Consider the following 12,858-nt stretch of genomic DNA (forward strand, 5'->3'; position numbering starts at 1 on the left):
CGCGCGCCGGCTGACCGGCGGTCAGTCGCGCGCCGCGGCCTCCGCCCAGCGGGCGAGCGCCGAGCGCGCGGCGCCGGAGTCGACGCTGCGCGCCGCGACGTCGTAGGCCGCGCGCAGCCGCTCGACGAGCGAACCCTCCGCGGTACCGGGCAGCGTGCCGTCGGCGACGAGGCCAGCGGCCGCGTTGAGCAGCACGGTCTCGCGCACCGCGCCCGGCTCGCCCGCGAGGAACCGCCGCGCGACGTCGGCGTTGTGCGCCGCGTTCCCGCCCCGCAGGTCCTCGACGGTGACGGGCGTCAGCGCGAGGTCGGCGACGGGGTCGAGGCGGTGCTCCGTCACGGCGCCGTCGCGCACCTCCCACACCGTGGCGCCGCCGGTCGCCGCGAGCTCGTCGAGGCCGTCGTCGCCGCGGAACACGAGCGCCGACGTGCCGCGCCCGGCGAGCACGCCGGCGATGAGCGGCGCCATCCGGGCGTCGGCCACCCCGATCGCGGCCGCGCGCGGCTGCGCGGGGTTCGTCAGGGGGCCGAGCACGTTGAACGCCGTCGGGATGCCGAGCTCCTTGCGCGCGACGCCCGCGTGCCGCATCGACGGGTGGAACACCATGGCGAAGCAGAAGGTGATCCCCGCCTCCTGCACGATGCGCGCCACGCGGTCGGGACCGTGGTCGAGCCGGATCCCGAGCTCCTCGAGCACGTCTGCGGCCCCGGACGACGACGTCGCGGCGCGGTTGCCGTGCTTGACGACGCGCACGCCCGCGCCCGCGATGACGAGCGACGCCATCGTCGAGATGTTCACGGTGTGGGCGCGGTCGCCGCCCGTGCCGACGATGTCCACGGCGGGCCCGTCCACGGAGAAGCGGCTCGCGTGCGCGAGCATCGCGTCGGCGAGACCGGTGAGCTCGGCGACCGTCTCGCCCTTCGCGCGCAGCGCGACGAGGAAGCTCGCGAGCCTCACGGGCGAGACCTCGCCCGACATGACCTGGTCCATGGCCCACGCGGTGCGCTCGGCGTCGAGGTCGTTCCCCGCGACGAGCTCGGTGAGCAGACCGGGCCAGGTGAGCCCCGCACCCGTCGAGTCGCTCGTGGTCGAGGCGGCAGGGTGCGGGGTGGCGGTCACGGGTGGCCCTTCGGCTGGTCGGTCTCCTGGTCGGCTACCGCGTGCCGGAGGCGCGCAGCAGGTCGGCGACGGCGCGCTGGAGGGCGACCGCGTCGAACGGCCGGGGCACCGCGTCGTCGGCGAGCGACCACGATGCTAGCCAACCGTCCTGCGGCCTGCCGGTGAGGACCAGGACCGGCGGGCAGGCATAGATCTCGTTCTTGAGCTGGCGGCACAGACCCATGCCCCCGGCCTTGTCGGCCTCGCCGTCCAGGACCAGCAGGTCCCACCCGCCGGCGTCCGCCGACGCCACGACCGCCGCCGGGGTGGCCACCTCGTGCCACTCGATCTCCGGCTGCCCCGCGCCCAGCCGCCGCCCGACGGCGAGCAGCACCTGCTCGCGCACGGTCACGTCGTCGCTGTAGAGCAGGATGCGCGGCGCGCGCGGGGTCACGTCCGTGTCCCCGTGCGTCGTCGTCACGGTCGTCGTCATCGTCGTCACCGTCGCCTTCGTCGTTCCCTCGGGTGGGCCCGGGAGCGCGCGGCGCCGCGTGTGCGAACGCACGTCCCGACTGGCATCTTGGCACGTCGGAGCGCTCCGCAGCACCCCTGCGGCGGGACGCGCGCCGACCGGCGGCGGACCGGGGACCAAGGGCCCTGGCCCGCGCCCCGGACGCCCGGGTTTCATGGCACTCGGACGGTTTCCGTCACCAAGTGCAGGTCTCCGTGGGAAGTTCTGGAGACATTGTGAGATTCACCGCCTCCGGGCTGCCGTCTGCGTGCCGCGAACCTGAGGTTCGTCGGCCATAATGGCTCCTGTGTCGACCGCAACGGCTGCCCCCCACGCCCATCAGCACGTGAGCGTCAACCGACCGAACCCCGTCTCGGTCGGGACGATCGTGTGGCTGGCCAGCGAGCTCATGTTCTTCGCCGGCCTCTTCGCCATGTACTTCACGGTCCGCGCCGTGATGCTCGCCGACGAGTGGGCCCTCGAGGCGGACAAGCTCAACCTGACCTTCGCGGCGATCAACACGACCGTCCTGGTGCTGTCGTCGGTGACGTGCCAGATGGGCGTGTGGGCCGCCGAGCGCTTCCAGCCCGTCCGCACCGGCTCGATCTTCCAGGTGAACCGCTGGGGGATGAACGAGTGGATGACCCTGACGTTCCTCATGGGCGCGTTCTTCATCGGTGGTCAGATCTTCGAGTACGCCGAGCTCGTCGAGCACGGCGTGTCGATCTCCTCCACGCCCTACGGCTCCGTCTTCTACATCACGACCGGGTTCCACGGCCTCCACGTCGTCGGCGGCCTGATCGCCTTCCTGTTCCTTCTCGGCCGCTCGTTCTCGGCCAAGAACTTCGGGCACCACGAGGCCACGACGGCCATCGTGACGTCCTACTACTGGCACTTCGTCGACGTCGTGTGGATCGCGCTCTTCTTCGTGATCTACATCTTGCGCTGACGTCCCGCCCGGGTTCCGCCCCGGACCGCCCACCCGCCCCCTGCTCCCCCACCTGCGAGACGAGGATCATTTCGTGAAGGCACTCGCCGCCCGCAGACACCACCGCTTCGCGCCGGTCGTGCTGCTGCTGCTGGCGCTGCTGGTCACCGGTGGCGTCTACGCCGCCTTTGCCCCGACTTCGGCCAACGCCGAGACCGCCAGCACCGAGGACATCGAGACCGGCCAGAAGCTGTTCCAGGCCAACTGCGCCACGTGCCACGGGCCGAACGCCGAGGGCACGGCCACCGCGCCCTCGCTCGTCGGTGTCGGCGCCGCGTCGGTCGACTTCCAGGTGTCCACCGGCCGCATGCCCATGCAGATGGACGGTCCGCAGGCCATCCAGAAGCCGCGCCAGTTCGACGAGGAGCAGACGGCGCAGCTCGCCGCCTACGTCGCGTCGCTCGGCGCGGGCCCCGCGATCCCCACGGACGAGCAGGTCGACGCAGCGCTGGGCGACCCGGCCAACGGTGCCGCGGTCTTCCGCACCAACTGCGCGATGTGCCACAACGCGATCGGTGCGGGCGGCGCCCTCTCCGAGGGCAAGTTCGCTCCCCCGCTGTGGGACACCTCGGAGCGCAACATCTACCAGGCGATGCTCACCGGCCCGCAGTCGATGCCGGTCTTCAACGACGCCACCGTGACGCCCGAGGAGAAGCGGGACGTCATCGCGTTCCTCGCCGAGCAGCGCGACGGCTCTGCCGGCGGCCTGTCGCTCGGGTCGCTCGGTCCGGTCAGCGAGGGCCTGTGGGCCTGGATCGTCGGAATGGGCCTCCTCATCGGGGCCGCAGTGTGGATCGGAGCGAAGTCCTCGTGAGCGACTACCAGAGCCCCCGCTCGTCCGAGTCCTCGCACCGCGAGGTCGGGCACCGCGAGGAGCACGGCACCCTCGACACGTTCCCGGACCCCGGTCTGCCGGAGCACAAGAGCCGCATGGCCGACCGCGACCCGAAGGCGTCGAAGCGCGCCGAGCGTCAGGTCGCCGCCCTCTTCGGGATCTCCGTCATCGGCACCATCGCGGCCCTCGTCGTCTACTTCGTGATCCCGCCGGACGGGACCACGGCGGGCGTCCGCCTCTCGACGGTGGCGCTCGGCGTCGCCATCGCGTTCGCCCTGCTCGGCATCGGCTTCGGCGCGGTGCACTGGGCCAAGGTCCTCATGTCCGACCACGAGAAGGTGGACGAGCGCCACCCCATCGCGAGCGACCCCGAGACGCGCACCGCCGCGCTCGCCGAGCTCGACGCGGGCGTCAAGGACTCGGGCATCGCCCGCCGCGGCGTGCTCAAGGGCGCGGTCATCTCCGCCCTCGCGCTCTTCCCGCTCACCATCGCGGTCCCGCTCGTCGGGAGCGTCGGTGGCGACTGGAACGTCTCCAAGTTCAAGCACACCCTCTGGCAGCGGGGCACGCGCCTCGCGATCGATCCCTCGGGCCGGCCCATCAAGGCCGCCGACGTCACCATCGGCTCGGTGGTCCACGTCATCCCCGAGGCCTCGCAGGAGGAGATGCAGTCCCACGAGTGGATCACGGAGAAGGCCAAGGCCGTCGTCCTCCTGGTCCGTCTCGACCCGCGCGACATCGTGTCCGAGCAGTCCCCCGCCGGGGAGAGCTGGTCGTACGACGGCATCGTCGCGTTCTCCAAGATCTGCACGCACGTCGGCTGCCCCGTCGCTCTCTACGAGCAGCAGACGCACCACCTGCTGTGCCCGTGCCACCAGTCGACGTTCGACGTGGCCGACAGCGCCAAGGTGGTCTTCGGCCCCGCGAAGCGGCCCCTGCCGCAGCTGCCGATCACCGTTGATGACGAGGGCTACCTGGTTGCGCAGAGCGACTTCCACGAGCCCATCGGCCCGAGCTTCTGGGAGCGTCTGAAGTGACCACCAGCACCGGAACCGCCGCACCTCGGGCGGCCGCACCGAAGTCAGCCGCGCCGACGACCCCCGCCGGGAAGGCCGCGGACTACCTCGACCAGCGCACCGGCATCGGTGTCGCCGTCAAGGAGTTCGCGCGCAAGGTCTTCCCCGACCACTGGTCGTTCCTCCTGGGCGAGATCGCGCTCTACTCGTTCGTCGTCCTGATCCTCACCGGCATCTTCCTGACGATGTTCTTCGTCCCGAGCATGTCCCTGGTGACCTACCACGGCGAGCCCGCCTCGATGGACGGCGTGCTCATGTCCGACGCGTTCGCGTCGACGCTGCACATGTCGTTCGAGGTCCGCGGCGGTCTGCTGATGCGGCAGATCCACCACTGGGCCGCGCTGATCTTCATGGCGTCGATCGTCACGCACATGATGCGCGTGTTCTTCACGGGCGCGTTCCGCAAGCCCCGCGAGGTCAACTGGCTCGTCGGCATGCTGCTCATGATCATGGGCCTCGCCGCCGGCTTCTCCGGCTACTCGCTGCCCGACGACGTCCTGTCGGGCAACGGCCTGCGCATCACCGACGGCGTCGTCAAGGCGATCCCGCTCATCGGCTCGTACATGTCGTACTTCATCTTCGGCGGCGAGTTCCCGGGCGAGCACATCATCCCGAGACTGTTCACGGTCCACATCCTCCTGGTGCCGGGCCTGATCCTCGCGCTGGTCGCGCTCCACCTGTTCTTCGTCGTGCTCCACAAGCACACGCAGTACCCGGGTGGCGGCCGCACGGACACCAACGTGGTCGGCTTCCCGCTGTTCCCCGTGTACGTCGCGAAGGCCGGCGGCTTCTTCTTCGTCGTGTTCGGCATCCTCGCCCTCATGGGCGGCACGATGGCGATCAACAACGTCTGGAACTACGGCCCCTACGATCCGTCACCGGTCTCCGCGGGAGCACAGCCCGACTGGTACATGCTGTTCCTCGAAGGGTCCTTGCGACTCATGCCGGGGCAGACGGAGTTCGTCATCGGCGGGTACACGCTGTCGCTGAACGTCCTCATCCCCGCGGTCGTCGTGCCGGGCCTGCTGTTCACGTTCCTCTTCGTCTACCCGTTCCTCGAGTCCGCGGTGACGAAGGACAAGCGCGAGCACCACGTCCTCGACCGCCCGCGCAACGTGCCGGTTCGCACCGGCCTGGGCGTCGCGTTCCTCACGGCGTTCATCATCCTGGCGCTCGCCGGGTCGAACGACCTCATCGCGACGCACTTCCACATGTCGATCAACACGATCACCTGGGCCTTCCGGATCCTGATCTTCGTGGGCCCCTGGTTCGCGTTCTGGGTCACCAAGCGCATCTGCCTCGGGCTGCAGCGCAAGGACCGCGAGCTCGTGCTGCACGGCCACGAGACCGGCCGGATCGTCCGGTTCGCGCACGGCGAGTACATCGAGGTCCACCGCCCGCTTGACGAGCAGGAGCGCTGGCTGCGGGTCAACTACTCCGCCCACGCCCCGCTCGAGATCGAGCCGGCGACGGACTCCCGCGGCGTGCGTCGCAAGGGCTACAAGAAGGACAAGCGTCTCCAGCGCCTGTCGCGGTTCTTCTACGAGGACCGCATCGAGCCCGTGACGCCGGCCGAGCTCGCCGCCGCCCACTCGCACGGTGAGCACGACGCCCTCGAGAGCACGAGCCACGAGCAGATCGAGGCCGGGACCGCCCCCGTCGGCGGCGGTCGGGACCTCGTGGAGCCGGAGAAGGGCGCCGACGAGCGCTGACCTCCGCGTTCCTGCACAGTAGGACGATGACCCGCGACCAACCCCCTCTTCCAGGCGGGCAGGTCGCGGGTCATCGTCGTCTCTGCCCCCGGGGCGCGGCAGCGCCCGCTTAAGGCGGCAGGGACACCGTCAGTTCACTGCCCAGGGACCGTCGGACCACCTCCGGCGGTCCGTACCAGGAGGTACATCCGGATGCCCGCTTACACCCTGCCCGAGCTGTCCTACGACTACGGTGCGCTCGAGCCGCACATCTCCGGGCGGATCATGGAGCTGCACCACTCCAAGCACCACCAGGCCTACGTCACCGGCGCGAACACCGCCCTGGAGAAGCTCGCCGAGGCCCGCGAGTCCGGCGACTTCGCCGCGATCAACCTCCACGAGAAGAACCTCGCGTTCAACCTCGGCGGCCACGTCAACCACTCCGCCTTCTGGACCAACCTCTCCCCCGAGGGCGGCGGCGAGCCCACCGGCGAGATCGGCGCCGCGATCGACGAGCACTTCGGCTCCTTCGACGCCTTCAAGAAGCAGTTCGCCGCCGTCGCCGCCGGCGTCCAGGGCTCCGGCTGGGCCATCCTCGCCTGGGACTCCATCGGCCAGAAGCTCATCACCGTCCAGCTCTACGACCAGCAGGGCAACCTCACCCTCGGCCTGACCCCCATCGTCCTGCTCGACGTCTGGGAGCACGCCTACTACCTCGACTACCAGAACGTGCGCGCCGACTACGTCACCGCCTGGTGGAACCTCGTCAACTGGTCCGACGCCGAGGCCCGCCTCCAGCGCGCCAAGACCCAGACCGCCGGGCTCATCGTCCCCTGACGACCCCGCCGCACGACACCCGGTCGGCGAGCACGACCCCGCTCCCCCACCACAACGAGGTTGGTCCCGCTATCCACCGGATAGCGGGACCAACCTCGTTCTCGGCGGCCGCCCAGGGCCACGACCCGGTCAGTCCGCGGTCGCCGACAGGTGGCGCGTCATGTCGCTGGGCGCAGAGCGTCACCGACGCCGTCCCAGGCCGTCACGATGCTCCGGCGCGCTCCAGCGGCTGCCCGACCCCGCCCACCACGCACCACGCACCACGCACCGTCCCGCGCTGAATGTCTGGACGAACATGCCCCAGCCACGCGGAGAGCGACCCGGTCCGTGCCCGGAGCGCCGTCGTGACGGCTTCCCACCTGCGCCCGGCGGGAGGCCACCCTGGCGCGAGGCCACCCCGGCACGGGCGCTCCCGCACCGGCGTAGTCGCTCTCGCCCTGCGTGGGCGCTCCCGCCCTGCGTGGGCGCTCCCGCCCCGGCGTGGACGCTCCCGCCCCGACGTGCACGCTGCCAGCCTGACTTGGGTGCTTCTGCGCCGCCCTGCGCGGCTCCAGCCCAGGCGTGGGTGCTCCTGCGCCGCCCTGCGCCGCTCCAGCCCCGGCGTGGGCACCAGCCCGGCGTAGAACGCCACCACGCTGCCGGAGCGCGCCACAAGGAACGGCTCCGGCACTCACACACACGTGCCTTCGACCCCATGGGCGCGCCCCACGACCCTCCGCAGACAGCAGGACGGCCCGACCCCCGCGAGGGGATCGGGCCGTCCGGAAGAGGTGCGTCAGTGCGCGTGCTGGCCGCGGGAGAACTCGAAGACCCAGCCGACGAGGGCGACCGCGCTCATCGCGATCCCCACGTAGACCAGCCACCAGCCGACCGCGAGGCCCAGGAAGACGATCGCAGCCGACGCCGCGATCGCGAGCGGCCACCAGCTCCACGGGGCGTACACGCCCTGGTCGCCGGCACCCTGCTCGATGAGGCCGTCCGGGTCGTCCTCGGGCCGCGCGTCGATCCGCTTGGCGGTGAGCGCCAGGTAGGCGCCGATCATGCCCGACAGACCTGCGGTCAGGAGGAGCGCGGCGCTGCCGACGGGCTCCCAGCCGCTCCAGAGCCCATACACCACGCCGATGAGCGCGAAGAAGGGCGCCAGGAAGATGAACAGCTTGTACTCGACCTTCACTTGCCGGCCTCCTCGTCCGTGTCACCCGTGCGCGGCTCGTCGATGATGATCGTCGACGTCGAGTCGCTGCCTGCCTGCTTGTCGCCGAGGCGGTCGAGCGCGACGCTCTTCTCACCGCGGCGGTCGGCCTCCCCGTAGACCTTCTCCAGGACGTTGGGGTTCGGCTCCGCGTGGTCCATCGCCGCGACCTCGGGGTGGTGCAGGTCGAACGCGGGCGACTCGGAGCGGATGCGCGGCAGCGACGTGAAGTTGTGCCGCGGCGGCGGGCAGGACGTGGCCCACTCGAGCGAGCGGCCGTAGCCCCACGGGTCGTCGACCTGGACCTTGGGCGCGTTGCGCCAGGTCGTGTAGACGTTCCAGAGGAACGGCAGCGTCGACGCGGCGAGGATGAACGCCCCGACCGTCGAGACCTGGTTCTCCCACGTGAAGCCGTCGGACGGCGCGTAGTCCGCGTAGCGGCGCGGCATGCCCTCGACGCCCAGCCAGTGCTGGATGAGGAACGTCATGTGGAAGCCGATGAAGAGCAGCCAGAAGTGGACCTTGCCAAGGCGCTCGTTGAGCATGCGCCCGGTGAACTTGGGCCACCAGAAGTAGAAGCCGGCGAACATCGCGAACACCACGGTGCCGAACACGACGTAGTGGAAGTGCGCCACCACGAAGTACGAGTCGGACAGGTGGAAGTCGAGCGCCGGGCTGGACAGGATGACGCCCGTGAGACCGCCGAAGAGGAAGGTCACGAGGAACCCGATCGACCACAGCATCGGTGTCTCGAACGTCAGCTTCCCTCGCCAGAGGGTCCCGATCCAGTTGAAGAACTTCACGCCGGTCGGCACGGCGATGAGCATCGTCATGAAGGCGAAGAACGGCAGGAGGACCGCGCCGGTCACGTACATGTGGTGGGCCCACACGGTGACGGACAGCGCCGCGATCGCGATCGTCGCGTAGACGAGGCCCTTGTAGCCGAAGATCGGCTTGCGGGCGAAGACCGGGAAGATCTCGGACACGATGCCGAAGAACGGCAGCGCGATGATGTAGACCTCCGGGTGCCCGAAGAACCAGAACAGGTGCTGCCACAGGATGGCGCCCCCGTTCTCGGGGTTGAAGATCTGGGCGCCGAGGCGCCGGTCGGCACCGAGTGCGAAGAGCGCGGCGGCCAGGGGCGGGAACGCCATGAGCACGAGGAGGCTCGTGATGAGCGTGTTCCACGTGAAGATCGGCATGCGGAACATCGTCATGCCGGGCGCGCGCATCGTGATGATCGTCGTGATGAAGTTGACCGCACCGAGGATCGTGCCGAAGCCGGCGAGCGCGAGCCCGAACACCCAGAGGTCTCCCCCGAGCCCTGGACTGAACGTCGTGTTCGACAACGGCGCGTACGCGAACCAACCGAACGAGGCGGCGCCCTGCGGCGTGAAGAAGCCGGCCGAGGCGATGAGACCGCCGAAGAGGTAGAGCCAGTACGCGAACATGTTCAGTCGCGGGAACGCGACGTCCGGCGCACCGATCTGCAGCGGCATGATCACGTTCGCGAACCCGGCGAAGAGCGGGGTCGCGAACAGCAGCAGCATGATCGTGCCGTGCATCGTGAAGAGCTGGTTGTACTGCTCCTTGCTCTGCACGATCTGGATGCCGGGCTCGAAGAGCTCCGCACGGATCACGAGGGCCATGAGGCCGCCGATGCAGAAGAAGATGAACGACGTGATCAGGTACATGTACCCGATCGTCTTGTGGTCGGTGGACGTGACCCACTTGATCACGGTCCGCCCGAGGGTCTGACGCCGCGGCGCGAGACCGGGGATGACTTCGGCCTGCGCGACCATCAGTTCTCACCCTCCGTGGTAGCGGTGACAGGGTTCGGGTCCTGGAGACGGCTGAAGCCCTCCACCGGGATCTGACCCTCCTGGCCCTTCTCGCGGAGCGCCTCCATCTGCGCGTCGTACTCCGCGCGGTCGACGACCTCGACGTTGAACAGCATGCCGGAGTGGTGCTCGCCGCAGAGCTCGGCGCACTTGCCGGCGTAGACGCCCTCGCGCTCCGGGGTGACCACGAACTCGTTCGTCCGGTGCGGGATCATGTCGAGCTTGTAGAGGAACGCGGGGATCCAGAAGGAGTGGATGACGTCGCGCGACTGCAGCTCGAACCGCACCGACTCACCGACGGGCAGGTAGAGCGTCGGCAGCGCCGCCGCCGTGCCCGGGGCTCCGTCGATCGTCGCGTCGTCGGTCATGGTGTCGCCGACGTCCGCCAGGTGCTGGCCCGTCTCGTAGACGTCGTCGTCCACGTAGTTGAAGTCCCAGCTCCACTGCTTGCCGATGACCTGGACCGTGAGGTCGGACTCGACGTCCTTGTCCACGATCGCGCTCATGTCGCGGTCCGTGTAGAAGAAGAGGACGAGGACCATGAGGATCGGCACGGCCGTGTACATGATCTCGAGCGGCAGGTGGTAGCGCGTCTGCACGGGGAGCTGGTGGTCGTCCTTGCGCTTGCGGTACGCGGCGACGCACCACAGCATCAGGCCCCACGTGATCACGCCGACGATGAGGGCCGCGATCCAGGAGCCGGTCCACAGCGACGTGATCCGGGCGGTCTGGTTGGTCACCTCCCCGTCCTCGTAACCGGGCAGGAACCCGCGCTGGACGGTGTCGGTGGCGCAGCCGGACGCCACCGCGGCGACGGCGACGGCGAGGGCCGTCGCCCGCAGGATGGTGCGCCGTGTGCGGCTAGGGGGTTGCGAGTGCAAGGGGGGCCTTTCACGTCACGTCCTGCCCGTGCCCGTCTTTACGAGCCCAGCACAGGACCTTCGTCCTCGACACACGAAGCCTAGCGCGGGATTCCGCCCTTCGTGGCCCGGAACGCGCTGCGGACGGGCGAGATGCGGCACACGTCGTGGCCGGTCAGGGGCGGGTTCGCCACACCCGTCCCGAGTCTGTCAGATCCTTGCCACACCGTCGGCCCACCGAGCAGCACGGTAGCGTGCCGGTAGGACCTTCGGACTCCCGGAGGCACCTCGTCGCGGGGCGCGCGAGCGCAACGATCCGACGCCGTGCGCCGGACCCCGACCGGCGCCCCGCGCCCGCTCGGGCCGTCTCAGCCCGGCCGTCCTTCGCTCCACGACGGCCCCGCCCGCGCCCTGGAGGCCATGTGACACACACCACCCCCGATCGCCGGGTCCTGCTCGACAACGGGGGGCACGCCCCCTGGCACCCGCTCGCGCGCGAGGCCTTCGACCGCGCGCTCGACGACGGCTGGGCCGACCCCCGACGTCTGCACGCGGAGGGCAGGCGTGCCGCGGCCCTGCTCGACGGCGCCCGCGAGGCCGTCGCCGCCGCGCTCGGCGCGCGCACGGAGGATGTCGTCTTCACCGCCAACCACACCGCGTCCCTCCACACGGCCGTCGCCGCGCTCGCCGGCGCGCGTCACCGCGCGGGGCGACGGGTCGTCGTCGGCGCCGTCGAGCGTGCCGCCGTCCTGCACGCCGCCGAGCACGGTGGCCTGGAGCGGGAAGTCGTCGGGGTGGACGGGTCCGGCCGCGTCGACGCCGCGGAGATGACCGACGCCGTCGGTCGCCCGGGCGTGGCGCTCGCCGCGCTCCAGGCCGCCAACGGCGAGGTGGGGACGCGTCAGCCGGTCGCGGCCGTGCACGAGGCGGCGCGGCGGGCGGGGGTCCCGCTGCTCGTGGACGCGGGGGCCACGCTCGGGCACGACGTCGTCCCCGAGACCTGGGACGCGCTCGCCGCCGACCCGGCGGACTGGGGCGGCGGTCCGGGCATCGGTGTCCTCGCGGTGCGTTCCCGCGTCCGACGGCGCAGCCCGTTCCCCGAGGACGCGGACCCGTGGGCACCCGGCGGGGTGTCCGTCCCGGCGGCGTTCGCCGCGGCCGTGTCGCTGCAGGCGGTGCTGGCCGACCGGGACGCGGAGGACGCGCGGCGTCGGGCGCTCGTCGACCGCGTGCGGGCACGGGTCGCGCAGATCCCCGACGTCGAGGTGGTCGGCGACCCGGTCGACCGGCTCCCCCACGTCGCGACCTTCTCGTTCCTCTACGTGGACGGCGAGGCGCTGCTCACCGACCTGGACCGCGAGGGCGTCGCCGTCGGCTCCGGGTCGGCGTGCACGTCGAGCTCGCTCGAGCCCTCGCACGTCCTCGCGGCGATGGGCGTGCTCACGCACGGCAACGTGCGCGTCGCCCTGGACCGCTCGACGACGGAGGACGACGTCGAGCGGCTGCTCGCCGCCCTGCCGGACGCCGTCGCCCGCGTGCGCGCGGCGCTGGGGGTGCAGGGTCTGTGACCGGCGCTCCCCCGCCCTTGCCGGCGTCCGGCGCGTCCGGCGACGCGGGCGCGGCCGGCGACGTGGTCGACGCGCGCGGGCTGCGCTGCCCGCTCCCCGTGATCCGGCTCGCCGCGGCGGCGCGCGACCTCGCACCGGGCGCTCGGCTCACCGTGTGGTCGACCGACCCGGCCGCGCGCCTCGACGTCCCCGCGTGGGCGCGGATGCGCGGGCACACGGTCGTGGGCGAGGAGCAGCTCCCCGGTCAGGGAGAGGCCGAGGCCTGGGCGATCACCGTCGAGATCGGCGGCTGACCCCGCCCGAGCTGGGCGGCCCGACCCGCGGACGACGCGAGCCCGGCCACCCGCGGACGGGTGACCGG

The 12,858-nt window shown here is 71.0% G+C and carries 12 protein-coding genes; 7 read left to right on the forward strand and 5 right to left on the reverse strand.

Going from position 1 to position 12,858, the window contains the following annotated elements:
* Positions 1–21: 21 nt before the first annotated feature.
* Both trpD and RSE42_RS11270 read right to left on the reverse strand, forming a co-directional pair.
* Positions 22–1,119, reverse strand: coding sequence for an anthranilate phosphoribosyltransferase (gene trpD / locus RSE42_RS11265; protein WP_085387762.1), 1,098 nt, complete (start codon positions 1,117–1,119; stop codon positions 22–24).
* Between the two features lie 34 nt (positions 1,120–1,153).
* A complete protein-coding gene (locus RSE42_RS11270) occupies positions 1,154–1,591 on the reverse strand; it encodes a response regulator transcription factor (RefSeq protein WP_021481151.1) in 438 nt (145 codons plus the stop codon).
* 316 nt (positions 1,592–1,907) lie between these two features.
* Here RSE42_RS11270 and RSE42_RS11275 point away from each other — a divergent pair, with 316 nt between their 5' ends.
* From RSE42_RS11275 to RSE42_RS11295, 5 genes are all read left to right on the forward strand, one after another.
* Positions 1,908–2,558: a cytochrome c oxidase subunit 3 gene (locus RSE42_RS11275; RefSeq protein ID WP_415296259.1), complete on the forward strand. Its 651-nt coding sequence runs from the start codon at positions 1,908–1,910 to the stop codon at positions 2,556–2,558.
* A gap of 73 nt (positions 2,559–2,631) precedes the next feature.
* Positions 2,632–3,411: a c-type cytochrome gene (locus RSE42_RS11280; RefSeq protein WP_021481149.1), complete on the forward strand. Its 780-nt coding sequence runs from the start codon at positions 2,632–2,634 to the stop codon at positions 3,409–3,411.
* On the forward strand, positions 3,408–4,469 hold the full coding sequence (locus tag RSE42_RS11285; protein ID WP_251176215.1) for a ubiquinol-cytochrome c reductase iron-sulfur subunit: 1,062 nt from the start codon (positions 3,408–3,410) through the stop codon (positions 4,467–4,469). The genes RSE42_RS11280 and RSE42_RS11285 overlap by 4 nt, the downstream gene beginning before the upstream one ends.
* Complete coding sequence (locus RSE42_RS11290; protein WP_021481147.1) at positions 4,466–6,220, forward strand: cytochrome b; 1,755 nt, start codon at positions 4,466–4,468, stop codon at positions 6,218–6,220. Before RSE42_RS11285 ends, RSE42_RS11290 begins: the two co-directional genes overlap by 4 nt.
* A 192-nt stretch (positions 6,221–6,412) precedes the next feature.
* Positions 6,413–7,036, forward strand: coding sequence for a superoxide dismutase (locus tag RSE42_RS11295; RefSeq protein WP_085387761.1), 624 nt, complete (start codon positions 6,413–6,415; stop codon positions 7,034–7,036).
* 775 nt (positions 7,037–7,811) lie between these two features.
* Here RSE42_RS11295 and RSE42_RS11300 read toward each other — a convergent pair.
* From RSE42_RS11300 to coxB, 3 genes are read right to left on the reverse strand one after another with little or no spacing between them, the layout of a single operon-like run.
* Positions 7,812–8,210, reverse strand: a complete 399-nt coding sequence (locus RSE42_RS11300; protein WP_415296263.1) for a cytochrome c oxidase subunit 4 — start codon at positions 8,208–8,210, stop codon at positions 7,812–7,814.
* A complete protein-coding gene (gene ctaD, locus RSE42_RS11305; protein ID WP_021482036.1) occupies positions 8,207–10,030 on the reverse strand; it encodes a cytochrome c oxidase subunit I in 1,824 nt (607 codons plus the stop codon). Before ctaD ends, RSE42_RS11300 begins: the two co-directional genes overlap by 4 nt.
* Complete coding sequence (coxB, locus tag RSE42_RS11310; RefSeq protein WP_021482035.1) at positions 10,030–10,950, reverse strand: cytochrome c oxidase subunit II; 921 nt, start codon at positions 10,948–10,950, stop codon at positions 10,030–10,032. The genes ctaD and coxB overlap by 1 nt, the downstream gene beginning before the upstream one ends.
* A 401-nt stretch (positions 10,951–11,351) precedes the next feature.
* Between coxB and RSE42_RS11315 the strand changes: the two genes are divergently transcribed.
* The gene (locus RSE42_RS11315) at positions 11,352–12,497 is read left to right on the forward strand and encodes a cysteine desulfurase family protein (protein ID WP_415296265.1); all 1,146 of its coding nucleotides are present in this window, start codon (positions 11,352–11,354) and stop codon (positions 12,495–12,497) included.
* On the forward strand, positions 12,494–12,790 hold the full coding sequence (locus RSE42_RS11320) for a sulfurtransferase TusA family protein (protein ID WP_415296266.1): 297 nt from the start codon (positions 12,494–12,496) through the stop codon (positions 12,788–12,790). The genes RSE42_RS11315 and RSE42_RS11320 overlap by 4 nt, the downstream gene beginning before the upstream one ends.
* Positions 12,791–12,858 lie beyond the last annotated feature (68 nt).

Source organism: Cellulosimicrobium sp. SJTW-1 (assembly GCF_047716875.1).
GTDB lineage: Bacteria > Actinomycetota > Actinomycetes > Actinomycetales > Cellulomonadaceae > Cellulosimicrobium > Cellulosimicrobium funkei.